The 26,010-nt window shown below is 70.7% G+C and carries 24 protein-coding genes and 1 pseudogene; 10 read left to right on the top strand and 15 right to left on the bottom strand.

Features of this window, described 5'->3' with window-relative positions; translation table 11 throughout:
• From KHP12_RS49530 to KHP12_RS52175, 3 genes and pseudogenes are all read right to left on the bottom strand, one after another.
• Window positions 1-381 (bottom strand): BlaI/MecI/CopY family transcriptional regulator, encoded by a 381-nt coding sequence (locus KHP12_RS49530; RefSeq protein ID WP_086884862.1) that lies wholly within the window; start codon window positions 379-381, stop codon window positions 1-3.
• A 473-nt stretch (window positions 382-854) separates the two neighbouring features.
• A complete protein-coding gene (locus tag KHP12_RS53925) occupies window positions 855-1,166 on the bottom strand; it encodes a zinc finger domain-containing protein (protein WP_472911733.1) in 312 nt (103 codons plus the stop codon).
• Window positions 1,117-1,260, bottom strand: a pseudogene (locus tag KHP12_RS52175) (LysR family transcriptional regulator); the annotation flags it as partial. The gene KHP12_RS53925 and the pseudogene KHP12_RS52175, both read right to left, overlap by 50 nt.
• On the opposite strand from KHP12_RS52175, the gene KHP12_RS53110 reads away from it, so the two are divergent.
• A complete protein-coding gene (locus KHP12_RS53110) occupies window positions 1,207-1,482 on the top strand; it encodes a DapH/DapD/GlmU-related protein (protein WP_308036231.1) in 276 nt (91 codons plus the stop codon). The pseudogene KHP12_RS52175 and the gene KHP12_RS53110 overlap by 54 nt on opposite strands.
• 48 nt (window positions 1,483-1,530) lie before the next feature.
• On the opposite strand, the gene KHP12_RS49520 is transcribed toward KHP12_RS53110, so the two are convergent.
• Window positions 1,531-2,562 (bottom strand): LacI family DNA-binding transcriptional regulator, encoded by a 1,032-nt coding sequence (locus KHP12_RS49520; protein WP_086884531.1) that lies wholly within the window; start codon window positions 2,560-2,562, stop codon window positions 1,531-1,533.
• Window positions 2,563-2,775: 213 nt separating this feature from the next.
• Between KHP12_RS49520 and KHP12_RS49515 the strand changes: the two genes are divergently transcribed.
• The 4 genes from KHP12_RS49515 to KHP12_RS49500 all read left to right on the top strand — a co-directional run bounded on the left by KHP12_RS49515 (window position 2,776) and on the right by KHP12_RS49500 (window position 7,005).
• Window positions 2,776-3,804 (top strand): sugar ABC transporter substrate-binding protein, encoded by a 1,029-nt coding sequence (locus KHP12_RS49515; RefSeq protein WP_211834776.1) that lies wholly within the window; start codon window positions 2,776-2,778, stop codon window positions 3,802-3,804.
• Between the two features lie 73 nt (window positions 3,805-3,877).
• On the top strand, window positions 3,878-4,735 hold the full coding sequence (locus KHP12_RS49510) for a sugar phosphate isomerase/epimerase family protein (RefSeq protein ID WP_086884532.1): 858 nt from the start codon (window positions 3,878-3,880) through the stop codon (window positions 4,733-4,735).
• A 51-nt stretch (window positions 4,736-4,786) separates the two neighbouring features.
• A complete protein-coding gene (locus KHP12_RS49505; protein WP_086884533.1) occupies window positions 4,787-5,983 on the top strand; it encodes a Gfo/Idh/MocA family protein in 1,197 nt (398 codons plus the stop codon).
• A 23-nt stretch (window positions 5,984-6,006) separates the two neighbouring features.
• Entirely contained in the window at window positions 6,007-7,005 is a 999-nt protein-coding gene (locus KHP12_RS49500; RefSeq protein ID WP_086884534.1) for a sugar phosphate isomerase/epimerase family protein, read from the top strand.
• A 58-nt stretch (window positions 7,006-7,063) separates the two neighbouring features.
• Here KHP12_RS49500 and KHP12_RS49495 read toward each other — a convergent pair whose 3' ends face one another.
• From KHP12_RS49495 to KHP12_RS49460, 8 genes are all read right to left on the bottom strand, one after another.
• Window positions 7,064-8,203: a substrate-binding domain-containing protein gene (locus tag KHP12_RS49495; RefSeq protein WP_167442526.1), complete on the bottom strand. Its 1,140-nt coding sequence runs from the start codon at window positions 8,201-8,203 to the stop codon at window positions 7,064-7,066.
• A 1-nt stretch (window position 8,204) separates the two neighbouring features.
• The gene (locus KHP12_RS49490; protein WP_211834774.1) at window positions 8,205-9,251 is read right to left on the bottom strand and encodes an ABC transporter permease; all 1,047 of its coding nucleotides are present in this window, start codon (window positions 9,249-9,251) and stop codon (window positions 8,205-8,207) included.
• Window positions 9,252-9,258: 7 nt separating this feature from the next.
• A complete protein-coding gene (locus tag KHP12_RS49485; RefSeq protein ID WP_086885009.1) occupies window positions 9,259-10,794 on the bottom strand; it encodes a sugar ABC transporter ATP-binding protein in 1,536 nt (511 codons plus the stop codon).
• A gap of 186 nt (window positions 10,795-10,980) precedes the next feature.
• On the bottom strand, window positions 10,981-13,749 hold the full coding sequence (locus KHP12_RS49480; protein ID WP_210608862.1) for a SpoIIE family protein phosphatase: 2,769 nt from the start codon (window positions 13,747-13,749) through the stop codon (window positions 10,981-10,983).
• A gap of 67 nt (window positions 13,750-13,816) precedes the next feature.
• Entirely contained in the window at window positions 13,817-14,788 is a 972-nt protein-coding gene (locus tag KHP12_RS49475) for a cyclase family protein (protein ID WP_086883816.1), read from the bottom strand.
• Window positions 14,789-14,865: 77 nt separating this feature from the next.
• The gene (locus KHP12_RS49470) at window positions 14,866-15,300 is read right to left on the bottom strand and encodes a Zn-ribbon domain-containing OB-fold protein (protein WP_086883815.1); all 435 of its coding nucleotides are present in this window, start codon (window positions 15,298-15,300) and stop codon (window positions 14,866-14,868) included.
• 130 nt (window positions 15,301-15,430) lie between these two features.
• The gene (locus KHP12_RS49465) at window positions 15,431-17,185 is read right to left on the bottom strand and encodes an acetyl/propionyl/methylcrotonyl-CoA carboxylase subunit alpha (RefSeq protein WP_086883817.1); all 1,755 of its coding nucleotides are present in this window, start codon (window positions 17,183-17,185) and stop codon (window positions 15,431-15,433) included.
• A 167-nt stretch (window positions 17,186-17,352) separates the two neighbouring features.
• Window positions 17,353-18,975 carry an acyl-CoA carboxylase subunit beta gene (locus KHP12_RS49460; RefSeq protein ID WP_086883814.1) on the bottom strand — a complete coding sequence of 541 codons (1,623 nt, stop codon included), beginning with the start codon at window positions 18,973-18,975 and terminating at the stop codon, window positions 17,353-17,355.
• A 102-nt stretch (window positions 18,976-19,077) separates the two neighbouring features.
• Between KHP12_RS49460 and KHP12_RS49455 the strand changes: the two genes are divergently transcribed.
• Complete coding sequence (locus KHP12_RS49455; RefSeq protein ID WP_086883813.1) at window positions 19,078-19,758, top strand: TetR/AcrR family transcriptional regulator; 681 nt, start codon at window positions 19,078-19,080, stop codon at window positions 19,756-19,758.
• Window positions 19,759-19,914: 156 nt separating this feature from the next.
• On the opposite strand, the gene KHP12_RS49450 is transcribed toward KHP12_RS49455, so the two are convergent.
• The 3 genes from KHP12_RS49450 to KHP12_RS49440 are packed head-to-tail and all read right to left on the bottom strand — an operon-like array spanning window position 19,915 to window position 22,462.
• Window positions 19,915-20,898 (bottom strand): quinone oxidoreductase family protein, encoded by a 984-nt coding sequence (locus KHP12_RS49450; protein WP_086883812.1) that lies wholly within the window; start codon window positions 20,896-20,898, stop codon window positions 19,915-19,917.
• Between the two features lie 44 nt (window positions 20,899-20,942).
• Window positions 20,943-21,809 carry a helix-turn-helix transcriptional regulator gene (locus KHP12_RS49445; protein WP_211834772.1) on the bottom strand — a complete coding sequence of 289 codons (867 nt, stop codon included), beginning with the start codon at window positions 21,807-21,809 and terminating at the stop codon, window positions 20,943-20,945.
• A 5-nt stretch (window positions 21,810-21,814) separates the two neighbouring features.
• Window positions 21,815-22,462 (bottom strand): hypothetical protein, encoded by a 648-nt coding sequence (locus tag KHP12_RS49440; RefSeq protein WP_086883810.1) that lies wholly within the window; start codon window positions 22,460-22,462, stop codon window positions 21,815-21,817.
• A 188-nt stretch (window positions 22,463-22,650) separates the two neighbouring features.
• Here KHP12_RS49440 and KHP12_RS49435 point away from each other — a divergent pair, with 188 nt between their 5' ends.
• The 4 genes from KHP12_RS49435 to KHP12_RS49420 are packed head-to-tail and all read left to right on the top strand — an operon-like array spanning window position 22,651 to window position 25,979.
• A complete protein-coding gene (locus KHP12_RS49435) occupies window positions 22,651-23,517 on the top strand; it encodes a 3-hydroxyacyl-CoA dehydrogenase family protein (protein ID WP_276328656.1) in 867 nt (288 codons plus the stop codon).
• On the top strand, window positions 23,514-23,792 hold the full coding sequence (locus KHP12_RS49430; RefSeq protein ID WP_086883808.1) for an acyl carrier protein: 279 nt from the start codon (window positions 23,514-23,516) through the stop codon (window positions 23,790-23,792). Before KHP12_RS49435 ends, KHP12_RS49430 begins: the two co-directional genes overlap by 4 nt.
• A complete protein-coding gene (locus KHP12_RS49425; protein WP_086883807.1) occupies window positions 23,785-24,894 on the top strand; it encodes an acyl-CoA dehydrogenase family protein in 1,110 nt (369 codons plus the stop codon). Before KHP12_RS49430 ends, KHP12_RS49425 begins: the two co-directional genes overlap by 8 nt.
• A gap of 14 nt (window positions 24,895-24,908) precedes the next feature.
• Entirely contained in the window at window positions 24,909-25,979 is a 1,071-nt protein-coding gene (locus KHP12_RS49420) for an HAD-IIIC family phosphatase (RefSeq protein ID WP_086883806.1), read from the top strand.
• Window positions 25,980-26,010: the final 31 nt, after the last annotated feature.

Raw genomic sequence — 26,010 nt, 5'->3', positions numbered from 1 at the left:
TCACTCGCAGGTCTCCTCGTCGCCGGCCAGCAGCGCGCGGAGTATCCCTTCGTCCTCGGGGCTGAGGTCGGAGACGAACCGGGCCAAGATACTGCTGCGGTCTTCGCCACGTTCGAGCTCGGCATGCATGCGGCGGGCATGGAGGCCGGAGCTGTCGGCGATGGGGGTGTAGGCGTATCCGCGTCCCTGGCGAGCGCGGTCGACCATCCCCTTTTCGCGGAGCCGGGTCAGGATGGTCGTCGCTGTCGTACGTGCCAAGTCCGCGTCGAGGGTTTCCCGGACCTCTCCCGGAGTGAGGGGCCGACCCACAGCCCACAGCGCCGCCAGGACACTGGCTTCCAGCTCCCCAGCCGGTCGGCGGTCGCCGTGCTGCTCACTCATGACGTTCATTTTCGCAGACGGTCGTCTGCCACCACGTAGTCCACCGATTGCAGGGGGCGAAACAGAAGTGCGGAACACGGATAGCACCCGGGCGCCTCCCGTCGCCGACAGTGCCGTCGACTCGCCCAGCAGCGCGAGGAACGGCCTGGCTGTGTTGTACCGGGCCAAGGCTGAGCGCATGGCGGTCCCGGGCGCGACCTCCTTCACCGCCGCCCACAGCGCGGCCACGTCCACGTCCGCGCCGTGCTCTTCGACCAGTTCGACCTCCGGGTCCGAAGGCCTTCCCACTTGAGCGCGTGCTCGATCCGTTTCTCCGCGAAGCGTCAGGCGGTATCTGTGGTGCGGTCGAGCAGCTGCGGCAGAGTGCGTTTCACCTCGTCCTGGCTTTTCCCGGACGCGCCAGGGTTCTCTGTGAGTTGGGCCGCTTCCGGGCGAGCCGTAGAGCGTGTCGAAGTGGCCCTGCCCTTCGACGTTCATGGTGCCGACGATGCAGCCACGGGAGTTGACGTTGTCCCATTGCTTATACGTGGTCGTAGGACCAGTGATGCTGTAGGAGCCAGTCGTACGAACTCCGGTCCAGTTGTCCCAGAAATCGTCGCGGACGATGTGAACGCAGAAGCCAAGCGGTGGGTGTGGTAGTCGGAGGCGACCGCGGCACCGCGCGGGCGGCAGGGCGAGCCGGGCTGCGCGTCACACTTCGGACAGTCGGACTGTGCACGGGATTCGCCAGTGCCACTACCGCAGTGAAGACAAAGCGCACGCGCCGCTGTTGGGGCGGCCGGGATACGCGGCCGTGAGGTGGCGGCGCAGGGCGGCCAGGGAGGGGTGGGGGTTGTGGGTGCGCCAGATCAGCGAGTGGGGGTAGAGCGGGGTCGGGTCTTTGACCCTCTCCCGGCCTCCGAGCGGAGCGAATTCATCACCCGGGCACCCATCACGATCGAAGCCGGCGCATGGCTCGGCGCGGCGGTGACGGTTCTTCCCGGCGTCACGGTCGGACGCGGTGCCGTGGTCGGCGCCGGAGCCGTCGTCACCAGGGACGTTCCCGCCAACACCCTGGTGACCGGATCGGCCGCGTTCGCGCGCAAACAATGGAACGACTGAGCCCGGCGCGTGAACGCGGCAGACGACCGCGTCGAGCGCCGCGTCCCCCTATCCGCGCCCGGCCGTGGTGCCGCGCACGACGAGGCGCGGGGTGAGGACGACCTCGCGGGGCTCGGTGCGGTCCTGGTCGAGGCGTTCCACGGCGGCGGTCACCGCGTGCCGGGCCTGCTCCCGGGCGCTCTGGCTGACGGTGGTCAGGTTGAAGCAGCTCAGCCGGGAGAGCGTGTCGTCGTCATAGCCGGCCACGGACACCTCGCCCGGGACGGCGACTCCGGCGCGCGCGAGGGCCGTCAGGACGCCGATGGCGCACTGGTCGTTGTACGCGACCACCGCGGTGGGCAGTCGGCCACCGTCGAGGAGGTGGCGGGCGGCGCGTTCGCCGGCCGCTTCGGTGTTGTCTCCGGCGAGCACACGGATGTGGTCGCCGAGGCCGTGGCGGCGCATGGCGGTGCGGTAGCCACGGCGGCGGTCGGTGGCGATGACGCCCTTACCGCCGTCCACGTGGACGATCTCGCGATGATCGAGTCCGACCAGGTGATCGATGGTCTGACGCACGCCGTCGTCGTCAGCGGTGCGCACGACGTCCAGGGCGGTGTCCGCGATCCGGCGGCCGACGACGATCACGGGCGCCTTGTTGTCGAGCACGGCGAGCGCGTCCGCGGGTGCGGTGGGGCCGAGCAGGATCAGCGCCTCGCTGCGGAAGGCCAGCAGGGTGTCCACCGCGGTCCGTTCGTCGCGGGTGCGGGTGAGGGTGCTCAGGACCAGGTCGTAGCCGACCTCCTCGGCCGCGGTGTGCAGGTGCTCGACCAGTTCGGCGTGGAAGGGGCTGTGGATGTCGACCATGACGCCGAGCAGGCGGCTGCGTCTGCTGGCCAGTGTGCTGGCGGTGCGGTCCGCCTGATAGCCGAGGTCGGCGGCCGCCTTCAGGACGCGCTGCCGGGTCCGTTCGCTCGGGCCGGGCACCCCCCGTAGTACCAGGGAGACCGATGCCGTGGACAGGCCCACCCGCGCGGCCACGTCCTCCAGCCTGGGGCGCTTGGGCGCGCCCTCCTGGTGACGTCCGGAACCACCGTCCTCCATCTGTGCCTCCCCGCCTCCCCGGCGCGAATCTCCTTGTGCGACACCCTTGACACCCTCGCGCGACACGGTCGATAGTACCAGGACTTAAAGCGCTTTAAATTGTCCTGTCGTTCCAACAAAGGCTGCGCCGATCGGAGCCGTCGTGGCGTCCGCCCGACCGGCAGCTTGGTGATCCACCCTCCCCTCCCCGACGCACAGCGAGGTGCACGCAGCATGAGCCGCATATCTCTCCCCCGTCCCCCGAGATCCGCCGGATCCCCGCGCGTCGTGGCCGTCGCCGTCGCGGCCGCCCTGACCCTCGCGGGCTGCTCCAGCAGTTCGGGCGGGAAAAAGGCCCAGGAGGAGGAGGCCGGCGTCCCCGCGGGCAAGGCCGGCACCCCCCGGATGACGATCGCGCTGGTCACCCACGCGCCCGCCGGCGACACCTTCTGGGACACCGTCCGCAAGGGCGCCCAGACCGCCGCCGCCAAGGACAACGTCAAGCTCATCTACTCCGGCGACGAGAACGCGGGCGACCAGGCCAACCTGGTGCAGAACGCGATCAACCAGAAGGGCGACGGCATCGCCGTCACCCTCGCCAAGCCCGACGCCCTGAAGGCGGTGGTCGCCAAGGCCGAGAAGGCGGGCATCCCGGTCGTCGGCCTCAACGCCGGGCTGAGCGTCTGGAAGGAGCAGGGCCTGCTGTCGTTCTTCGGCCAGGACGAGTCCGTCTCCGGCCAGGCACTCGGCACCAAGCTCAACGGCACCGGCGCCAAGCACGCCCTCTGTGTCATCCAGGCCCAGGGCGATGTCAACCTCGAAGAGCGCTGCGCCGGCGTGAAGAAGACCTTCCACGGCAAGACGGAGATCCTCTACGTCAACGGCACCGACATGCCGTCCGTGAAGTCCACGATCAACGCCAAGCTCAAGCAGGACGGCTCCATCGACGAGGTGATCACGCTCGGCGCCCCCATCGCGCTCACCGCCGTACAGGCCGTGTCCGAGGGCGGCGGCAAGGCGAAGGTCGCCACCTTCGACCTCAACAAGGAACTCGTCTCCGCCGTCGAGAAGGGCGACATCCAGTTCGCCGTCGACCAGCAACCGTATCTACAGGGCTATCTGGCGATCGACTCGCTGTGGCTCCACAGGACCAACGGCAACTTCAGCGGCGGCGGTGAGCAGCCGGTGCTGACCGGACCGGCCTTCGTCGACAAGTCCAACGTCGACACGATCGCGAAGTTCGCCGCGAAGGGCAACCGGTGACGCGCATGACCCACCAACCGGTGACGCGCATAACCCACTCCGCCCATCTTCCCCCGGCCCGAAGGGATTCCCCATGAAGATCGCCCTCGACCCGTTTATGATCCGCGACGTTCCGCTCCTCGAACTGCCCTCGGTGGTGGCCGAGTTGGGCTACGAGTGGATCGAACTCTCCCCCCGGGAGGACTTCATCCCCTTCTTCCGCCACCCCCGTGTCGACGACGCCACCGTGGGGAAGTTCCGCAAGGCGCTGGACACGGCCGGAGTGGGAATCTCCTCCCTGCTGCCCCTGTTCCGCTGGTCCGGCCCGGACGAGGACGCACGGCAGGCCGCGGTCCGGTACTGGAAGCGCTCGATCCAGATCTGTGCGGACCTCGGAGTGGACAGCATGATCTCGGAGTTCAACGGCCGCCCCGAGGACCCGGACCGCAGCGAGGCGCAGTTCTGGCGCTCGATGGAGGAACTGCTCCCGGTGTTCGAGCGCGAGGGCATCAAGCTCGCGCTGGAACCCCACCCGGACGACTTCATCGAGAACGGCTACGACGCGATCAACCTGATCCGGGGCATCAACCACTCCCACGTCGGCTTCCTCTACTGCGCCCCGCACACCTTCCACATCGGCGACGACGCGCCCGGCCTCATCGAGTACGCGGGCGACCTCCTCACCCATGTCCACCTCGCGGACTCCTTCGACCACACCGCGTCCTCGGGCAACCGCTACATCCTCAACCCGCCCGGCACCCCGGCCCGGATCCATCAGCACCTCGACATCGGCCAGGGCGAGGTGGACTTCGACGAGCTCTTCCGCGAACTGCGCGCACACGGCTTCGACTCCACCCTGACCGCCTGCGTCTTCGCCTGGGAGGAACGGGCCAGGGAGTCCTCCGCCTTCATGCGGAAGAAGATCGACGAATATCTGGCCGCCCATTCCTGACCGGCCGCACCCCCTGACCGACCGCACCCCCACCTTCGAAAGGCAGCCGCCATGACCACGTCCGCCCGACCCCTCTCCGTCGCGGTGATCGGAGCCGGGATGGCCGGCCGAGCCCACGCCGCCGGCTATCGCGGCGTCAACACCGTCTTCGACGCGGGTCTGTCGCCGGTCCGGCTGGCCGCGATAGCCGACGCCAACAGCGCGCTCGGCGAGGACGCCGCCCGCCGCTACGGCTATGAGAAGGCGCTGCCGAGCTGGGAGGCCGTCGCCGAGGACCCGACCATCGACGCCGTCAGCATCGTCGTGGGAAACGATCTGCACCGCCCGATCGCCGAGGCGCTGGTCGCGGCGGGCAAGCATGTGCTGTGCGAGAAGCCGCTGGCGGGAACGCTCGAGGACGCCCGTGCGATGGCCGAGTTGGAGCGCGGCACCGATGTGGTGACCGCCGTCGGGTACACCTTCCGCCGCTCGCCCGCCATCGCCGCGATCCGCGATCATGTCCTGCGCGATGAACTGGGCGATCTGACGCTGTTCAGCGGCCGGTACTGGTGCGACTACGCGACCGACCCGAAGGGGCCGCTGAGCTGGCGGTTCAAGGGCGGGCCCGGTTCCGGTGCGCTCGGGGACGTCGGTGCGCATGTGATCGACACCGCCGAGTACATCGCGGGCCCCATCACCACGGTCTCCGGTGCCTCGCTGTCGACGCAGATCCCCCAGCGGCCCCTGCCGCTGGGCGCGGTCGTCGGCCATAACGCCGCGCCGGTCTCGGACGAGCTCGGCGCGGTCGAGAACGAGGACACCGCGTCCTTCACCGCCCGCTTCGAGTCCGGTCTGGTCGGCACCTTCTCGGTCTCGCGCACCGCCTTCGGACTGCCCAACGGGCTCTCCTTCGACGTCCTGGGCGTGGGCGGCCGGGCCGCGTTCGACCAGCACCGCCCGGCCGAGTACCTCTTCGACGGCGCACAGCCCGACGCCCGCCCGAGCGGCGCCCGCCAGATCATCGCCGGCCCGAACCTGCCCTACTTCAAGGGTGGTTACCCAATGGAGGCGCCGGGTGTGGGCGGCGGCAACGCCGAGATGTTCACCTACCAGGCCCGAGCCTTCCTCGACCAGGTCGCGGGGGTGGCCGAACCGCTGCCGTCCTGCGCCACGTTCGCCGACGCCCTGCGGACGATGGAGATCATTCAGGCCGTCGTCGAGTCCTCGCGTCAGGGCGGCACCGCCGTCGACGTTCCGCCCGCCGTCTGAAACGCCCGTAAGGAGCAGTATCCATGGCCCTCAAGCTCGGCGCCTACACCGCCTGTCTGCACGACCGCGCCCTCTCCGAGACCCTGGACATCCTGAAGGAGAACGGTCTGACCTCGGTCGAGGTCAACACCGGCGGTTTCATCCCCGCCCCGCACTGCCCGGTCGACCTGCTGCTGTCCTCGGCCACCGCACGCGAGGAGTACCTGGCGGCCTTCGCCGACCGGGGGATGGAACTGACCGGCCTCAACTGCAACGGGAACCCGCTCAACCCCCTCCCCGGTGTCGGCCCGAAACACGCCGACGACCTGCGCCGCACCATCCGTCTCGCGGGCCTGCTCGGCGTCAGGCACGTGGTCACCATGTCCGGCACCCCGGGCTCCGACCCCGACGCCACGTACCCCTCCTGGGTCGTCAACCCCTGGGACGGCGTCTACATGGACGTCCTGGACTACCAGTGGGGCGAGGCCGTCGAGTTCTGGAGGGAGATCGACGCGCTCGCCCGGGAGAACGACGTCCGGGTCGCCATCGAGATGCACCCGCACAACGTCGTCTTCTCCCCGGTCACCCTGAAGCGACTCGTGGACGAGACCGGCGCGACCAACATCGGCGCCGAGATGGACCCCTCCCATCTGATGTGGCAGGGCATGGACATCGTCGCCTCCGTCAAGTGGCTCGGCCCGCTGGTCTTCCACGCCGCCGCGAAGGACGCCACGTTCTGCCCCGGCGCCGACATCCGCGGCGTCCTGGACACGTCCTTCACCCGTGTCCCCGCCGACGCCCCCGGCAAGGTCCCCACCGGCTACGGCTTCTGGTGCAACGCCTGGCCCGAGAACCCGGCGTGGAAGTTCGTCGCCGTCGGCCTCGGCAACGACGTGCCGTTCTGGACGGAGTTCCTGCGCGCCCTCGCCGAGGTGAACCCCGACATGGCCGTCAACATCGAACACGAGGACGCCGCCTACTCCCAGACCGAGGGTCTGGCCCTGGCCGCCAAGAACCTCCGTAGCGCCGCGGACGCCCTCTGAACCACCCGCACCCGTGAGCCCCCGCTTCCGCCGGCCGGCGGAAGCGGGGCCTCGCGCGTCACTCGCCCCAGATCTTGCGGTACGCCCGTCGATAGCCGGGCGGATTCCAGCTCGTGGCCCCTCCGCTGTTGGCGGCCGTGACGATGTGGACGGGGGCGACGTACCCGCTGGGGGCCCGGCCGGAGAAGGCCCGGTTGAACTCGTCGATCACCTGCCAGCCCTGTTGGGACAGCGGTTCGGGAACGGTGGCCGCCTGGTACTGCCCGCTGTTGACGCGCTGGAAGGCGGAGGGGTCGCCGTCACCCGCGCCGATGTTGAAGGGCGGGCCGGTGCCCCGTTTGCCGGCCGCCCGGAGGGCGGGGGCGGCGTCCGCGAAGTACAGGTCGTTGATGGCGATGGAGTAGTCCCATGTGGTCGGGAAGCGCGAGAGGAGGGAGGAGACCTCCTGAGGGGTGCGGCTGCCGGCGTCCGGGATCGGAATGTTCGCGTAGGCCAGCAGCCGCACCCCCGGGCACCTGGCCAGCCCCCTTCTGATCAGTGCGGCCTTTTTCCTGGCGAAGGGGATCGAGTCGTCGGTGAACACGACGACCCGGGCACGGCCGTCGGACCGTGCGATCACCCAGTCCGCGCTGACCCCGGCCACCTCCTCGACCTCGGTGGTGATGTTGGTGAAGAGCTCGGGACGCTTGCTGGGGCCGGGGGAACCGACCGCGTGCCAGCCGACGAGCGGAATGCCCGCGGCGTTGGCCTGGGCGACCTGCCGGGCGGTCGCCCTGGGGTCGAAGCCGCCGATGACGATGCCCGAGGGCTCGAGGGTGATCGCCTCGCTCAGCGCCGCCTGGATGCCCACGGGGGTGCCCCCTCCGTCGATCACCCGGACCTTCCAGCCCATGACCTTCGCCGCCTCCCGGACGCCCTGCGCCACGCCCGCGACGCCCGGGTTGGTCATGGTCTGCGCCACATAGGCGATGGTCTTGCCGCGCACCGCCGTGGGGCCGCTCGTCGGGCCGTTCCAGGGGACATCGGTCCGCTCGGCCCGTTTGACGGCGGCCTTGGCCCGGGCGAGGGTCGCGGGGCAGCCGCTCGGGCCCGCGGTGGACTCTCCGGGACCGGCCGACGAGCCGCGTTCGCAGCCGACGAGGGCGGTCGCCGCCAGCAGCACGACGGCCGTGAGCGGGATGGCGCGGTCGCGGTGCACGTCAGGCTTCTCCGACCCCGGTGCGCAGCCGGCGGCGGGCGGAGTAGCCGGCCAGGCCGACGACGATGAGCAGCGTGCCGCCGTTGAACAGCGGGGTGGCCCAGAACTGGGCACCGAGCTGGCCGATACCGGCGAGTCCGATGGCGAGGACCGCCACGGCGACGAGGGTGCCCAGGGCGTTCGGGCGGCCCGGTTTGATCGCGGTGGAGCCGAGCAGCGCCCCGGCGAAGGCGGGGAGCAGGTAGTCGATGCCGACGCTCGGGTTGCCGATCTGCTGCTGGGCCGCGAGCAGCACCCCGGCGCAGCCGACGACCAGCCCCGATACCGCGAAGGCGCAGACGGCGTACGTACGGGTGGGGATGCCGACGAGGTCGGCGGCGCGCGGGTTGGAGCCGATGACGTACAGGTACCGGCCGAGTGGCAGCCGCTCCAGCAGGAGCCAGAGGGCGACCGCGAGGGCGAGCACATAGAAGGCGGGCACCGGAAGTCCGAGGAAGGTGGAGTCGTAGAGGTCGGTGAAGGCGGCCGGCAGCCCCTGCGGACCGGGGACGATCCTGCCGCCGCCGGTGATCCAGCCAGTGCAGGCGTACAGCATGCTGCCGGTGCCGAGCGTGGCGATGAAGGAGTCGATCCGGCCGAACTCGGCGATGACACCGTTGAGTACGCCGACGACGGTGGATCCGGTGATCACCGCGAGGCAGGCGAACGGCCAGGGCCACCCCTCGTTCACGATGAGCCGCATCACCAGGACATGTGCCAGGCCGAGCCCGTAGCCGATGGAGAGGTCGAAATTGCCGGTCGCGATGGGGACCGTCACACCGAGCGCGAGGATGGCCGGGATCGACTGGGTGGTCAGGATCGAGGAGATGGTGTCCAGGGTGGGAAAGGTCCGCGGCAGGGTCACGGAGAAGATCAGGAACAGCAGGGCGGTGAGGGCCAGCAGGCCGTAGGTGCCGATCAGATGCCCGCCCGCCCGGCCCCGGCCGCGCCCCCGGCCCGGTCTGCCGAGTGGGCCCGTCCGGGACCGTGGCGGAGGAGGGCTCGTCATCGGTCCCTCATGTCCGGGGGGCCGGCATCGCCGAGACGGCCCGGGTGAGTCCCGCGGCGGTGAGCGACGAGCCGCTCAGCTCGGCCGTCACGGTGCCCCGGACGAACACCAGGGCGCGTCGGCACACGCCCGCGACCTCCTCGGAGTCGGTGGAGATGAGCAGTACCGCGAGGCCGGTGGCCAGCGCCTCGTCGAGGAGGCGGTAGATCGCGGCCTTGGCCCCGATGTCCACGCTCGCGGTCGGCTCCTCGAGAATCAGCAGCCGCAGGCCCACCCGGAGCCACCGGCCGAGCATGACCTTCTGCTGGTTGCCTCCGGACAGGGTGGCGATCGGGGCCTCGGTGTCGCGGGGGCGCACCGCGAACCGTTCGATCAAGGCGGCGGCCTCGGCGCGCTCGCGGCGGGGGCTGAGCCGGCGCAGTGCCGGCAGACCGCCCGCACGGGGGTTGGCCAGGAGGTTCTCCCGTACAGTCAGCTCGGCGGCGCAGCCCTCCTGCACTCGGTTGCCGGTCACCAGGCCGACGCCGGAGCGGACGGCGGCGGCGACCGTACGGGGGTGGTACGGCCGGCCGTCGAGCAGGGCCCGCCCGTCGAGGACCGGCCGGGCGCCGGCGAGGGCGCGGCCGAGTTCCATGTGCCCGGCGCCGGTGAGACCCACCAGACCGAGGATCTCCCCGGCGCGCAGTTCGAGGTCGACGGGTCCGGCGTGTGCCGTCCGAACGCCGTCGAGGGTCAGCACGGCCGGGCCGCCGGCGGAGGCGGTGCCGGGCCGGTAGCCGGTCGGCTGGTCGCCGACGATGTCCCGCACCAGCCGGGTGGGGCTGTGGTCCGCCAGCGGGCCCCGGCTGACCAGGCGGCCGTCGCGCAGCACCGCGAAGGCGTCGGCGACCTCGTACACCTCGTCCAGGCGATGGGTGACGTAGAGAATGCCGTGCCCCCGGTCGCGCAGGGTGTGCAGGACGTCGAAGAGCCGGGCGCAGTCCGCGGCGGGAAGGCTGGCGGTCGGCTCGTCGAGCACGATGAGCCGTGCGTTCGTGGCGAGGGCACGGGCGACGGCGACCAGGGAACGCTCGGCGGGGGCGAGGTCGGCGACCGTGGCGTCGGCCGGAAGGTGCCCGGCGACGGTCCGCAGGACCTCCGTGCCGCGCTCCGTGGTCCGCCGCCAGGAGATCAGTCCGCCGCGGCGTGGATACCCGGTGGCCAGGGCGATGTTCTCGGCGACCGTCATCCACTCCACGAGGCCGAGGTCCTGGTGGGTGAAGGACATGCCCGAAGCGGCGGCCTCGGTCCCCAGTGGGTGCCCGGCCACCGTCACCTCTCCCCCGTCGGCGGGGTGGACTCCCGCGAGCACCTTGATGAGGGTGGACTTTCCGGCGCCGTTGGGGCCGAGGAGGGCGAGCACACTGCCGCCGTGGAGATCGAGGTCGACGCGGTCCAGCGCGAGGGTCCCGCCGAACCGCTTGCTGAGACCCCGGATGCGGACGAGGGGGTCCGGTCGGGCGGCCGGGGATGCGTTCACCGACGTGGCGTCATGCACGGACATCTCCGGGTCGGCCTGGCGAACTGTCGCGAAATCACCCACGACAGTAGCGGGGGCGACCGGTATATCTCCGGAATCCAGCGGTCTTCCGGGGCTCTGTTACTCCAACGGGTCAGTTGATCAGGCATTGATCGGCGGGACATTCGTCTGTCCGCCCGGTGCCCGGCCGCCGTCCCTGAGCCGGCCGGCTCAGGGTGGACCGAGGGTGCACTCGGCCCAGATGACCTTGCCGTCCGGGGTGTGGCGCGTCCCCCACGCCTGGGCCAGTTGCGCGACGAGGAACAGCCCACGGCCGCCCTCGTCGGTGGTGGCGGCCCGGCGCAGATGCGGCGCGGTGCTGCTGGTGTCCGAGACCTCGCAGATCAGGGTGCGGTCATGGAGCAGCCGCACCCGCAGGGGCCCGGTGCCGTGGCGGATGGCATTGGCGACCAGCTCGCTGAGGACCAGCTCCACCACGAACGAGACCTCTTCCAGGCCCCAGTCGGTGAGCCGTCGGGCGGCGGCGGCACGGACCTCGCTGACGACGGCCGGGTCGGCGGGCAGGTCCCAGGTGGCGATCCGGTGGGGGGCGAGGGCATGGGTGCGGGCGACGAGCAAGGCGATGTCGTCGCCGGGATGGGCGGGGGCCACGGCGTCCAGGACCGCCTGGCAGGTGTCCTCGGGCGTACGCTCCGGGTGGCCCAGGGCATCGCGGAGCTGGTCGAGGGCCACGTCGATGTCGCGGTGCCGGTCCTCGATGAGCCCGTCGGTGTAGAGGACCAGCTGACTGTTCTCGGGGGCCTCGATCTCGGCGGTTTCGAAGGGAAATCCGCCCAGGCCGAGCGGGGGGCCGGCGGGCAGGTCGGGAAACGACACGCTGCCGTCCGGGCTGACCAGCGCCGGTGGCGGGTGGCCGGCGCGGGCCATGGTGCACCGCTGCGAAGTAGGGTCGTAGATGGCGTACAGACAGGTCGCGCCTATGATGCCGAATCCGTCGGCCGCCCCCTCGCCGTGTTCCTCCCGGTCGAGGCGCACCACGAGGTTGTCCAGGTGGGTGAGGACCTCGTCCGGAGGGAAGTCGAGTTCGGCGAAGCTGCGTGCGGCGGTGCGCAGCCGACCCATGGTGGCGGCGGAGTGCAGGCCATGACCGGCGACATCGCCGACGACGAGGCCGAAGCGGGTGCCGGGCAGGGCGATGACGTCGTACCAGTCCCCGCCCACCCGCGACTCGGCGGGCAGATAGCGATGGGCCACCTCGGCGGCGTTCTGGTCGGGCACGCCGTGGGGAAGCAGGCTGCGCTGGAGGGCCAGGACCATGTTGTGCTCGCGGGTGTAGCGCCGGGCGTTGTCCATGGAGAGGGCGGCGCGGGACGCCAGTTCCTGGGCCAGCGAACGGTCGTCGTCCCCGAAGGGCGCGGGGTCGAGCGAGCGGTAGAAGCTGGCGATGCCCAGGACGACACCCCGTGCGATCAGGGGTACGGCGATGAGGGAGCGGACGTGGGCCAGCAGCCGCCCGGTGTGCTCGGGGTCCTGGGCGAGCCAGCCCGCCGCGGCCTCCAGGTCCGGTTCCAGAATCGCCATCCCGGTGTTCACGCACCGCAGCTGAGGGGTGGTCGGACGATAGTCGATCCGCTTGGCGACCGGATAGAAGGGGCAGTCGTCGTGGATGCCGTGCACCACCGCGCGGCGCAGGCCGTTACGGGGGTCGAGGGGTTCCTCGCCGCGCAGTACGGCGTCGGGCAGGTCGATCGTGACGAAGTCCGCCAGCTGGGGGACGGCCGTCTCGGCGAGTTCCCGGGCGGTGCGGTGCACATCCAAGGTGGTGCCGATGCGCGCACTGGCCTCGGACAGCAGCTCCATGCGGCGTCGCGCAGCCAGGGCGTACTTCCCCACCTCCGGCTCGCCCACCAGCACCAGCCCTCTGGCCCGGTCGTCCGCGGTACCGACCGTGCCGGTCGTCCGCTCGGCGGCCGGACCGCCCCGGCCCGGCGCGGCGAGGTGCGGGATGTCGGGACGGCGCGGGAGGGTGGGCGCGCCGTCGTGGAAGACGGCCTCGACGGCGATGCCCTCCACTCCGGACGCGCTCGTCGTGGGGCGGCTGATCAGGGTGACCCGCCGTCCGTCGGACAGGGACACGGCGGTGGCCGCCCGCTGTGCGTGGGAGAGCAGTTCGGCGGCCTTCTCCTTGATCACCATCCGGTCATGGTCGTGCAGCCGCTCGACGAGCGTGTCCACCCCGATGGCCTGCTCGCCTCCCGACGGCTCCCCCATCCGCCCCCGGCCCGCCCCCAGGTACGCACGCAACAGGGCGCGCTCTCGCGCCGAACTCTCCTCCAGCAGACGCCATTCGATGGCCTGAGCCGCCTTGCGCACCACCTCGTCCAGCGCGGGATGCGAGGCGTCGCGCGGATAGCCGAGGCACAGGATGCCTTCGACGCGCCCGCTGAACGGGTCATGAACGGGTATGGCGCGACAGCCGTTCGCCTGGCCGCGCTCGGCGAAGTGCTCGGCGCCGTAGACTTGGATGAGTTGCCTCTCCATGAGCGCGAGGCCGATGCCGTTGGTACCGGCGAACCGCTCGGCGAAAACGAAGCCCGGTACCCGCTGGATGTCCGGGAGGGTTCTGGCCCACGACTCGTCGCCGAAGCGGCGCAGCAGCACCATCCCGCTTCCGTCGGCGAGCGAGATGTTCATCTGGCTGCCCATGAACCTGGCCCGCAGCCGGTCGAGCACCGGACCGGCCGCCCGGACCAGCCTGCTCTCCGGATCGACGTCCGCCCGGTAGGGCAGCTCCATTCCGCCCAGCGGCAGGCCCAGGGACCGGCAGCGCTGCCATGAGTTCAGGATGAGGTTGCGCACGCCTCCCTGGACGCCGCCCTGGACCGCCTCCCCCTCCAGGAACCGCTCACGCGGATATGCGGGCCCGATGTCGCCTCTCGCGAGCCCCACCAGAATCGGTTCCGCACCGCGCTGGATCACGCCTCTCCCGGACTATGAGTCCAAAATATCCCCTTTTCGACAATAACGCGGTGAAGAAGGCGGCAGGTCACAGAACCGCGATCGGGTTGACCGGCGAGCCGGTCCCCCCCGGGATGTTCAGGGCCGCCACGACCAGGAGGAACTCATATCGGCCCGCCTCGGCGGTGGCGGAGGAGAGCGCTTCGAGATCGAGGTTGTCCAGCAACGGCACCCCCATCGCGGCCAGAGCGAGCGCATGGACGGGAGAGTGCACACCCGGGACCGGCGAGGGACGTACGTCGCTGTCACCGTCGCCGCCGAGCAGTGCGATACCGCGCTCGGCCAGCAGCGGTACGGCATCCACATGCAGCCCGGCGCTGGCCGCGTCGGCGTCCCAGGGGCCGAGTTCCGCACGGCGACGGAAGCGCCCGGAGCGCAGCAGTACCGCGTCACCGTCGCCGATCCTCACATCCAGCGCCTCCTCGGCCGCGGCGATGTCCTCGGCGTGGACCGCCTGCCCCGGCTCCAGCCAGGGGGATCCCAGGACGGCGGGGAGGTCGAGCAGCACACCCTTCGTGACGAGGGGGCCGAGCGCGGTGACCGCGCCGTGGTGGGCGCCCGACGCGTCGATGGCCTCGCGTGCCGTCCGCCCGCCGTAGAGCTGCCCCCGATAGGCGACGTGGCACAGGGCATCGAGGTGGGTGACGCCCTTGCCGTGGTGGTCGACGGCGATGAAGTCCTTGTGGACGGAGGGCTCCGGGGCCTCCACATCGCCGAGGTCCGTCATGTGGTGCAGGGCGGGCCCGCGGTTGTCCGGTGCGGACCGCGTGTTCCAGGGCAGACCCAGCGGAACGACCGTCCCGGACCGCACCCGGGCGGTGGCCCGCTGTACATGGCCCGGGGTCACCCGGTTCCAGGCGCCCCGATCGGCCGGATCCCAGCGGCCCCACGTACGGACCGCCTCGAAGATCGCGTCGAACTCCCGGCGGGAGACGGCGGGGCCGTTGCCCGCACCGGTCGGCGCCATGGGGTTTGGATCATCACCCGGGCTACCGGTCATCCGTACTCACCCCCGCGGGGTCCGGAACGACGTCAGCGGGACGACTGCGTGATCAGATTCTAGTCGGTCACCGGACTTCAGTCGCAGAGCTGAAAGGCGATCTCCTGTGGCTGCGGCCCGAACCCCAGCCGCACCTGAGCTCCGACACACGCCCTGGCCAGCGGCACGGCGCTGACCCTGGCGCGGATGCGGAACCCTTCGCGCATGTCGATGATGGCCATGGCGCGGGGCCTGCCCGCGCTGCGGCCGACGACGGTGACGTGATGGATGACGCCGGTACCATCACTGCGTTCCTCGGCCATGTCGGTGGAGCCGCAGACAGGGCACAGCAGCCGGCGGAAGGTTGCGGTATGGCACCAGCGGCAGCGCTGGAAGTACAGCACCCCGTCCCGGATCCCCCCTGCCGGGATGAGGCCGCCGCGCTGGTCCGGGTCAATCCGCGGCGCGGCAGTCGGGACGCCGTCCCCTGCGAGGGGGCCGTTGCCTGCGGTTTCGATCACTGTATGGGACATGGCGAATTCTCCTGGCCGCCGCCTGGTGCGGTGGAACGGCCTGTGAAGGGAACGAGGGCGGCCCTGGTCACGGATGTGGCAGATCAGGGCATTCAGCGGTGTACCTCGCGAGGACCGGCTGATGCGTTCGTCAGTCCTTGATCTCGCAGATCGCGGCGCCGGAGGTGAGGGAGGCGCCGATCTCGGCGGACAGGCCCTTGATGGTGCCGGACTTGTGCGCGTTCAGCGGCTGCTCCATCTTCATCGCCTCCAGGACGACGACCAGGTCTCCCTCCTTGACCTCCTGGCCCTCCTCGACGGCCACCTTGACGATCGTGCCCTGCATCGGGGACGCGAGGGTGTCACCCGAGGCGACCGGGCCCGACTTCCTGGCCGCGCGCCGCTTGGGGCGGGCGCCCGCGGCGTGGCCGGTGCGGGACGGCGACAGGCCCAGCGAGGACGGCAGGGAGACCTCCAGGCGCTTGCCGCCGACCTCGACGACCACCGTCTCACGGCCCGGCTCCTCGTCCGTCTCCGCGTCCGAGGGGGCGGCAAAGGGCTTGATCTCGTTGTTGAACTCGGTCTCGATCCAGCGGGTGTGGATGGTGAACGGCTCGCTGGTGAACGCCGGGTCCTTCACCACCGCCTGGTGGAACGGGATCGCCGTGGCCATCCCCTCGACCTGGAACTCGGCCAGGGCACGGGCCGCCCGCTCCAGGGCCTGCTTCCGCGTGGCGCCGGTGACGATCAGCTTGGCCAGCAGCGAGTCCCACGCGGGGCCGATCACGCTGCCGGACTCCACGCCCGCGTCCAGCCGCACACCGGGCCCGGCGGGCGGCACGAAGGAGGTCACCGTGCCCGGGGCGGGCAGGAAGTTGCGGCCCGGGTCCTCACCGTTGATCCGGAACTCGAACGAGTGCCCCCGCATCGGCGGATCGTCGTACCCGATGGCCTCACCATCCGCGATACGGAACATCTCGCGGACCAGGTCGATGCCGGTGACCTCCTCGGTGACCGGGTGCTCCACCTGGAGCCGGGTGTTGACCTCCAGGAACGAGATCGTGCCGTCCATCCCCACCAGGAACTCCACCGTCCCCGCCCCGACATAGCCCGCCTCCTTGAGGATGGCCTTGGAGGCGGCGTAGAGCTGGGCGTTCTGCTCCTCGGACAGGAACGGCGCCGGGGCCTCCTCGACCAGCTTCTGATGGCGGCGCTGGAGGGAGCAGTCGCGGGTGGAGACCACGACCACGTTGCCGTGGGTGTCGGCCAGGCACTGGGTCTCCACATGCCGGGGCTTGTCCAGGTAGCGCTCGACGAAGCACTCCCCACGCCCGAAGGCGGCCACGGCCTCACGGACGGCGGAGTCGTAGAGCTCGGGGACCTCTTCCATCGTGCGGGCGACCTTCAGACCACGGCCGCCGCCGCCGAAGGCGGCCTTGATGGCGATCGGAAGACCGTGCTGTTCGGCGAAGGCCACGACCTCCTCCGCCCCCGAGACGGGATCGGGGGTCCCGGCCACCAGCGGAGCACCCGCGCGCTGGGCGATATGCCGGGCGGCGACCTTGTCACCGAGATCGCGGATGGCGTGCGGCGGGGGGCCGATCCAGATCAGGCCCGCGTCCAGGACGGCCTGGGCGAACTCGGCGTTCTCGGAGAGGAATCCGTAGCCGGGGTGGACGGCGTCCGCGCCGGACTCGCGTGCCGCGTTCAGGATATGGTCGATCACCAGGTAGCTGGTCGCCGGGGTGTCACCGCCCAGGGCGAACGCCTCGTCCGCGGCGCGGACGTGCAGAGCGTCCCGGTCCGGGTCCGCGTAGACGGCCACGCTCGCGATCCCGGCGTCCCGGCAGGCCCGGGCCACGCGGACGGCGATCTCGCCACGGTTGGCGATCAGCACCTTCGTCAGCATGCCGACTCCAGCTCGTTCCCGGCCGCGGTCGGCCGGTGCACCACGCGCGCGTGCGGTGCCACAACGGCACCGGCCCGCTCCGTTCGTTCCAACAGGTCGTTCATGCTGCTTTCTCCAAGAGTCGGGGTCTGCTCGTTCGACGAGGCCAGTGGGAGCGGTCCGGACTAGAGGGGGATGTTGCCGTGCTTCTTGGGCGGCAGTGACTCGCGCTTGGTGCTCAGCTGACGCAGGCCGCGCACGATGTGCCGACGGGTCTCGGACGGCATGATCACCGCGTCGACGTAACCGCGCTCGGCCGCGACATAGGGGTTGAGGAGGGTGTCCTCGTATTCCTGGATGAGCCGCGCCCGGGTCGCCTCCACGTGGCCGCCGGTCCCGGCCTTGGCCTCGGCCTCCGCCTCGGCGAGGGTGCGGCGGTGCAGGATGTTGACCGCGCCCTGGGCACCCATCACGGCGATCTGGGCGGTCGGCCAGGCCAGGTTGAGGTCGGCGCCCAGGTGTTTGGAGCCCATGACGTCATAGGCGCCGCCGAAGGCCTTGCGGGTGATCACCGTGATCAGCGGGACCGTCGCCTCCGCGTAGGCGTAGATCAGCTTGGCGCCGCGGCGGATGATGCCGTCGTGCTCCTGGCCCACGCCCGGCAGGAAGCCCGGCACATCGACGAAGGTGATGACCGGGATGTTGAAGGCGTCGCAGGTGCGTACGAAGCGCGCGCCCTTCTCGCTCGCCTTGATGTCCAGGCAGCCGGCGGACCGCATCGGCTGGTTGGCCAGGATGCCCACCGGGTGGCCCTCGACCCGCCCGAAGCCGGTGACGATGTTCGGCGCGAACAGCGGCTGCGTCTCGAAGAACTCGGTGTCGTCGAGGATGTGCTCGATCACCCTGTGCATGTCGTACGGCTGGTTCGCGCTGTCGGGCACGAGGGTGTCCAGCTCCAGGTCCTCGTCCGTGACGGCGAGGTCCGCCTCCTCGGGGAAGACCGGCGCCGCGGAGAGGTTGTTGGAGGGCAGGTACGACAGCAGCTGTTTGACGTACTCGATGGCGTCCTTCTCGTCGCCGGCCATGTGATGGGCCACACCGGAGGTGGCGTTGTGGGTGCGGGCGCCGCCCAGCTCCTCGAAGCCGACGTCCTCACCGGTGACGGTCTTGATGACGTCCGGGCCGGTGATGAACATGTGCGAGGTCTGGTCGACCATGACCGTGAAGTCGGTGATCGCCGGGGAGTACACGGCTCCCCCCGCACAGGGGCCCACGACCAGGCTGATCTGCGGGATGACACCGCTCGCGTGGGTGTTGCGGCGGAAGATCTCGCCGTAGGCGCCGAGGGAGGCCACACCCTCCTGGATGCGGGCGCCGCCGGAGTCGTTGATGCCGATGACCGGGCAGCCGGTCCTCAGCGCGAAGTCCATCACCTTGACGATCTTCTGGCCGTAGACCTCGCCCAGCGCGCCGCCGAAGACGGTGAAGTCCTGGGAGAACACGGCCACCGGTCGGCCGTCGACCGTGCCGTACCCGGTGACGACGCCGTCGCCGTAGGGGCGGTTGCCGTCCAGGCCGAAGTTGGTGGAGCGGTGCCGGGCGAACTCGTCGAGCTCCATGAAGGAGCCCTCGTCGAGCAGCAGCTCGATCCGCTCACGGGCCGTCAGCTTGCCCTTGGCGTGCTGCTTCTCGACGGCGCGCGCGGAACCGGCGTGCGTCGCTTCCTCGATACGGCGCTGGAGATCCGCGAGCTTGCCCGCGGTGGTGTGGAGCCGCGGGCGGGACTCACTCTGCGTAACGGGATCCACGCCGGAACCTCCTGTGGTACTCAATGTCTTATGAACGGTACTCAGTACCGCACGGTGGGGCAAGTGGTCTCCGAGCACTGAGACAAGGAAGGATGAGCGGTCATGAGCAAGCCAGCCGCGCGGATCCGGCTCGCGGACGCCGCGTTCGTTCTCTTCGACGAACGCGGATACGAGCGGACCACCGTCGATGACATCGCCGAACGGGCCGGAGTGGGCCGTACGACGTTCTTCCGGCACTACCGGTCGAAGGAAGCGGTCATCTTCCCCGATCATGACCGGCTGCTGGAGCTGATCAGGGACCGCCTGGCGACCTCCAGTGACAGCACCGCCCTGGTCGCCGTATCCGACGCCGTACGCCTGGTGCTGCTGCACTACATCGATGAGGGCGACCTCGCGCGCCGCAGGTACGCGCTCACCAGCAAGGTTTCCGCCCTGCGGGACCGGGAGATCGCCAGCGTGGCGCGCTACCAGCGACTGTTCCGCGAGTTCATCGCGGACTGGATGGGAGACCCCACCGAGGCGGCCTCGCTTCGGGCCGAGCTCATGGCGGCGGCAGTGGTGGCGGCCCACAACCACGTACTGCGCCGATGGCTCCGGGGCGAGTCCGCCGACCCCGTCGCGGAGGTCGACGAGGCGATGCGCGAAGTCCTCGCTCTCTTCCCGACGCCTCAGTCCCCCGGGGAGAGGGACGATGACGGCACCACCCTCGTCGCGTTCCGGACCAGCCAGGACCTCGATACCTTGCTCCCCTCGCTGCGACGCCTCATCGAGGACAGCCCTTGAGCGCGCACCGGCATCGCCTTCAAACGGCGGGCACGCCCCGCTTCGACCTCTTCCTCGACACACTGCTGCGCGGCCTGCCCGCCCGCCTTCCCGTCGGGCACCCGCGTCCCGGCGTCTGGTCCCGACGTCTCGTGCGATGCACCGGAAGGCCGTAGGTCACAGCGCCGCGACCTCGAGCACCAGCTTGCCCGTGGTCGTGCCCGATTCGATGCGGCGGTGGGCCTCGGCGGCCTGTTCCAGCGGCAGGGTTTCGACCCGCGTCCGCAGATCTCCCGTCGCCACGGCCGCCACCGCGCGGCGCAGCGCCCGGCGTGTCTCCGCGGGGAAGGCGGCGGAGAAGGCGGCCAGGTTGAAGCCGGAGACGGTCCTGTTGGTGAACCACAGTTCGTTGGCCGGGACACCGATGTCCTCGGCGCCGGAGGCGTTGCCCATCACCACCAGGCGCCCCATCGGGGCCAGCCGGTCAAGACCCGCACGGCGCGCCGGGCCGCCGACCATGTCGACCACGATGTCGAACGCGCCCGCGTCGGCGATCCGGTCCCGTGTGATCACCTCGTGGTAGCCGAAGCGCCTGGCGGTCTCGATCTTGGCCGCACTGCCGACGGTGCCGACCACATGGCCCGCGCCCAGCAGGCGGGCGGCCTGGCCGAGTTGGCTTCCCACGCCGCCGGCCGCCGCATAGACCAGAACGCGTTCTCCGGGCTCGATCCGGGCCACCCGGTCGAGCACGAGGAACGCGGTAGTGCTGTTCGACGGCAGCGCCGCGGCGACGTCCATCCCGATACCGAGGCCGTCCAGCGGCACGACCAGGTCCGCCGAGGTGACCACCACCTCGGCGTAACCACCGCTGTCGACGATCGAGAGCGCGGCCACCGGCTGCCCGGCGGTCAGGTCCTCGACGCCCTCACCGACCGCCCGGATCCGCCCCGACACCTCGATACCGGGCACAAAGGGAAGCGGCACGTCGACCACGCCGCGCCGGTAGAGGACCTCGGCGAAGTTGGCGCCCGCGTACGCCACATCGATGGCGACTTGGCCCGGCCCGGGCTCGGGGACGGGAACGGTGGCGACGCGGAGCACCTCGGCGTCGCCGAACTCGGGGATGGTCACTGCCTTCATCTGCCTGCTGCTGTTGCTCATGTCCACGATCCTGCGGGCACGGCGGCAACGCGGGCAGTGTCCACTCATCCTGGGTGTGGCACCACCAGGCTGTGCTGCCGCAGCAGCGCCTCCAGCCGCTGCTGGGTGTCGGTGCCGGGACGTGGGTTGTGCAGGATCAGGTGGTGCCCGGGGTGCTCGGGCAGCGGCAGCAGGGTGGCATCGAAGATCATTGTCCCGGCGTCGGGGTGATCGACCGCCTTCACCGCGCTGGTGTGCTCGGCCACATCGTGACGCGCCCACAGCTCGGCGAATTCGGGGCTGTCCGCGGCCAGATCGGCGGCGATGCGGCCGAACTCCGGATCGTCCGGGTAGCGCGCCGCGTCGGCCCGGAAGGCGGCGGCCACATCGGTCGCGGTCTCGGCCCAGTTCCGGTGCAGCACCCGGTAGCGGGCGTTGGTGAAGAAGGAGACCAGGCAGTTGTGGTCGCTGTCGCCGTAGCCGAACACCACGCGTGCCGCGTCGTTGACGGCAGTGAAATTCCAGTGGCGGTCGCGGACATAGCCGGGCCGCGGTGACCAGGCGTCCAGCAATCGCCGCACCTCGGGTGAGGGCGCCGCCGAGGGCGCGGAGGGGGTCTGCGGCGGATTGAGTCCTGCCAGGCGGTAGAGGTGGGCACGCTCGGCGGAGCCCAGCAGCAGCGCCCGGGCGATCGTGTCGAGGACCTGCTCGGACACCTTGATGTCGCGCCCCTGCTCCAGCCACGTGTACCAGGACACTCCGACGCCTGCCAGCACCGCGACCTCCTCGCGCCGCAGCCCCGGTGTGCGCCGCCGGCCGCCGTCCGGCATGCCGACATTGGCCGGGGAGACCCGGGCCCGGCGGCTGCGCAGAAACTCCCGCAGCTCGGTGCGCCGGTCGTCGCGGGACAGGGGCGAATCAGAGGTGGTCATGACGGTCAGCCGTTGATGGTGCGAAGGAAGTGGTCCGCGTCCTCGGGTTCGCCCAGCCGTCCTGCTTCCAGCCAGGAGCCGTCGGCAAAGCGGAGCCGGAACGTGGCGAATCCACGCGGCTGGCCCGCCTCGGCCTCGACGCGGGCCTGATCGAGGGGGAACTCCGCGACGATCCGGAAGTCGTCGGCCTTGGTGGGCGACAGCCGACGCCGAGGGGACGTGGCGACACAGACGCGATCGCGGGCCAGCATCACCAGGCGTTTGGGGTTGGGTGAGTGCCCGTACCAGTGCAGCAGCAACTGGCCCGCCGTCAGGCTCCAGTCGCCGTCGAAGACGCCGTTCGCCGGATCCTGCCCGCGATCACGATCACGATCACGGCCGGAGCCGGAGCCGGAGGAGCGGGCGTTCGGCCGGTCACGTCGACCCGTGCCCAGCTTGTCGAGCAGCATCATCGGGACGACGATGAAGAAGAACACCACGGCACCGACGTACAGCAGCCAGTGGTGACCCGGCTTCAGCCGCCCCCTGCCCGCGGCGCGGTGCACCTCTTCGGGCGGCGTGGGAATGGTCTTGTGGATCTCGCACCAGACCAGGGCCACGGGTTCCTCGCCCAATATCTTCCGGGCCCGCCGATGGACCGCGCGCTTCGCCATGCCGAAGATCCTAGAGGAGCCTTCCGGACGAGCTCCGAGAGGCCCGGTATGTGCGCGCTGGGCGGTTTACTCGATAGGTCCGGTATCCCTGGCGCCGATGCCCTTGATCGATACCAGTTGCCTTCCGGGCTGTTCGATCAGCCGACTAGCGTCATGGCACACCGAACGGGACGAATCACGGAGGCAGAGTGACGGCGAATCCGCGCTCGGACACGATCGCCGTTTTCGGCGCAGGGGTAATGGGGTGCGGCATCACCGCACTGGCACTGGGCCGTGGGGTGGACGTCGTCCTCGTCGACGTCTCGGACGAGGTGTTGCGCGCCGCCGAGGCGGAAATCGCCCAGCAACTGCGGCACGGGCGGTTCATGGGCGCCTTCCCGGGCTCCCGGGCGACCGGAACGCTGACGACGACGCTGTCCGGCGAGGCCGCGGCGGATGCCACCGCGGTGATCGAGGCGATCACCGAGGACTCCTCGCTCAAGGCGCGGATGCTGGCGGAGGTCTCCGGTGTGGTCGCCCCCGGGACCACGCTGATCACCAACACGTCGGGGATTCCCATCGACGAGCTGGCGAAGTCGGTGCGGCGGCCCGCGGAGCTGGCCGGGGTGCACTTCATGAATCCGGCCTATCTCATCGAGATGGTGGAGGTGATCCGCGGCCCGCGGACCGCCGAGGACACCGTGGCCGCGGTGTTCTCCCTGCTCGGGCGATTGGGGAAGAAGGCGGTCGTGGTGCACGACGCGCCGGGGTTCGTCACCAGCAGGCTGCTGCACCCCATGATCAACGAGGCGGCGAGAATCGTGGCCGAGGGCACCGCGAGCGTCGAGTCCGTGGACCGGCTGATGCAAGGGTGCCTCGGTCATCCGACCGGGCCGCTGCGCACCGCCGATCTGATCGGGCTCGACAATCTCGCGGACGCTCTCCGGCTGCTTGCCGAGCGGACCGGAAATCCCGCCTTCGCCCCCTGTGACCTGCTGCGGGAGAAGGTGCGCCACGGCGATTTGGGCCGCAAGACGGGGCGCGGTTTCTATGACTACGAAGGGGTGCTTTCATGAGCGCGGAGCAGGCCATCACCGCTGAGGGGATCGAGCAGGGGATCACGGGGTTCGTCTCGGGGCGGGTGAACGCGGAAGTCCCCGCCGACCAGGACCTCTTCGCCTCCGGGCTGGTGTCGTCGATGTTCGCGATGGAGCTCGTCGTCCACCTGGAGCAGGCGTTCTCGGTGCAGATCCTGGGGGACGACCTCAAGCGGGACAACTTCCGCACCGTGGCGGCCATGACCGCCCTTGTGCTGCGGTTGCGCGACGCCGGGCAGCCCGCCGATGCCTGAGCCGCTCGCCGGGGCGCGCGAGCTCGTCGACGACCTCGTCGGCGACCGGGCCGCGGAGTGGGATCGGTCCGGTGAGATCCCCGATGAGGTGCTGCGGAGGCTGGCGGCCCGCGGTCTGCTGTGCGCGGGGGTGCCGGCGGACTTCGGCGGCCTTGGCGCGACCAGCGCGGCGAACGGCGAGTTCACGGCGTATGTCGGCAGCCGGTGCAGCTCGCTGCGGAGCGTGATGACGTCGCAGGGCATGGCCGCGTGGGCCATCCAGCGCTTGGGCGGCCCGCGGCAGCACGCGATGTATCTGCCGGAGCTGGCCGGTGGCCGGCTCGCCGCCGTCGCGTTCAGCGAGGCGGAGGCCGGCAGCGATCTGTCGGCGATGACCACGACCATCGAACCGGACGGGGACGCGGTCGTCGTCCGCGGGCGGAAGGTGTGGACCACCGCCGCCCACTACGCCGATGTGATCGTCGTCGTCGGCCGCTACGGCTCCGGTGCGGCGGCCGTGGTGGTTCCCATCTCGGCTCCGGGCGTCACCGTACGCCGGGTGCCGCTGCCGTCCGGCTGCCGGGCGGCGGGCCACGCGGATGTACACCTCGACGAGGTGCGGCTGCCCGCCGACGCGGTACTCGGCGGTGGACAGCCGCTGATGCTGCTGGTGACGACGGCGCTGGCGTACGGGCGGATCTCGGTCGCGTGGGGCTGCGTGGGCATCCTGCGGGCCTGTCTCGACGCCGCCCGCCGCCACGCCCGCGACCGCAGGCAGTTCGGTGAACCACTCGCCCGGCACCAGCTCGTCGGCCGCCATCTGGCGAATCTGCTGACCGCCGAGCAGATCGCCACCCGGGTGTGCGAGCACGCCAGCCGCGGCTGGGACAGCGGCTCTCCCGACATGGTCATCGCCACCGTTCTCGCCAAGCAGGTGAGCGCGGCGCAGGCCGCGCAGGGTGCCGCCACGGCGGTGCAGGTCCTGGGATCGGCCGCGGCGCACGAGGGTCATGTGGTCGAGCGCGCGTACCGCGACGCGAAGCTCATGGAGCTCATCGAGGGCAGTACGGAGATCTGCCAGCTGATCCTCGCCGACCACGCGGTGTCGATGGCAGCGAGCTGAGACGAGGAGAAGCAGTGACGGAACCAGCCACCATCGTGAAGTGCCTGGTGTGGGACCTGGACAACACCCTGTGGCAGGGCACGCTCCTGGAGGACGGCGAGGTGACGCTGCCCGCCCCGGTCGAAAAGCTCATCGCCGAACTGGACAGCCGCGGCATCCTCCAGTCGGTGGCCAGCAAGAACGACCACGACCAGGCGTGGCAGCGGCTCGAAGCGCTGGGCGTGGCCGAGTACTTCCTCCTGCCGCGCATCGGCTGGGGCCCGAAGTCGGACTCGGTGCGTGAGATCGCCGCCGAGCTCGGCTTCGCACTCGGCACGATCGCCTTCGTCGACGACCAGCCGGCGGAGCGGGCGGAGGTCCAGTTCCATCTGCCGGAGGTCCGCGCGTACACCCCCGAGCAGCTGTCCGGCCTCGCCGACCTGCCGGAGTTCAACCCGCCCACCGTGACCGTGGACGCGGCCCGCCGCCGGCAGATGTACCAGGCCGGATTCCAGCGGAAGTCGGCCGAGGCGGAGTTCACCGGGCCGAGCGAGGACTTCCTGCGCTCCCTCGGCCTGGTGATGCGCATTCAGCGCGCCACCGAGGAGGAGCTCTCCCGGGTCGAGGAGCTGACCCTGCGCACCAGCCAGATGAACGCCACGGGTGTGCACTACTCCATCGCCGCCCTGCGCGCGCTGCTGGCCGACCCGCACCACGAGGTACTGGTGACCACGCTCACCGACCGGTTCGGGCCGCACGGCGCGGTCGGTCTGCAACTGCTGGAGAAGCACGCGTCCGTCTGGCATCTGAAGCTCCTGGCCACGTCCTGCCGCGTGGTGTCGTTCGGCGCCGGCTCGGTGATCCTCGGCTGGCTGGCCGGCGAGGCCGCGCGCGCGGGCGTGCACCTGATCGCCGACTTCCGGCCTACCGAGCGCAACCGGATGATGGAGGTCGCCTACCGCTTCGCCGGCTTCACCGGCGAGCCGTGCGATTGCCGGGCCGGACTCGCCCCGCCGCGGGAGCCGGGTGTGGAGCGCCTCCACCTGCTTCCCGAACCCCATGACCCCCCACCCACGATGGAGCTGCACGCCCCCCGCCTGGCATAGCGCGGGAGCGCGCCCAGGCGGACAGCGGCAC

Origin of the sequence: Streptomyces asiaticus, assembly GCF_018138715.1 — a bacterium.
GTDB classification, from domain to species: Bacteria; Actinomycetota; Actinomycetes; order Streptomycetales; family Streptomycetaceae; genus Streptomyces; species Streptomyces asiaticus.
This window is presented reverse-complemented; position numbering and strand designations above follow the sequence as displayed.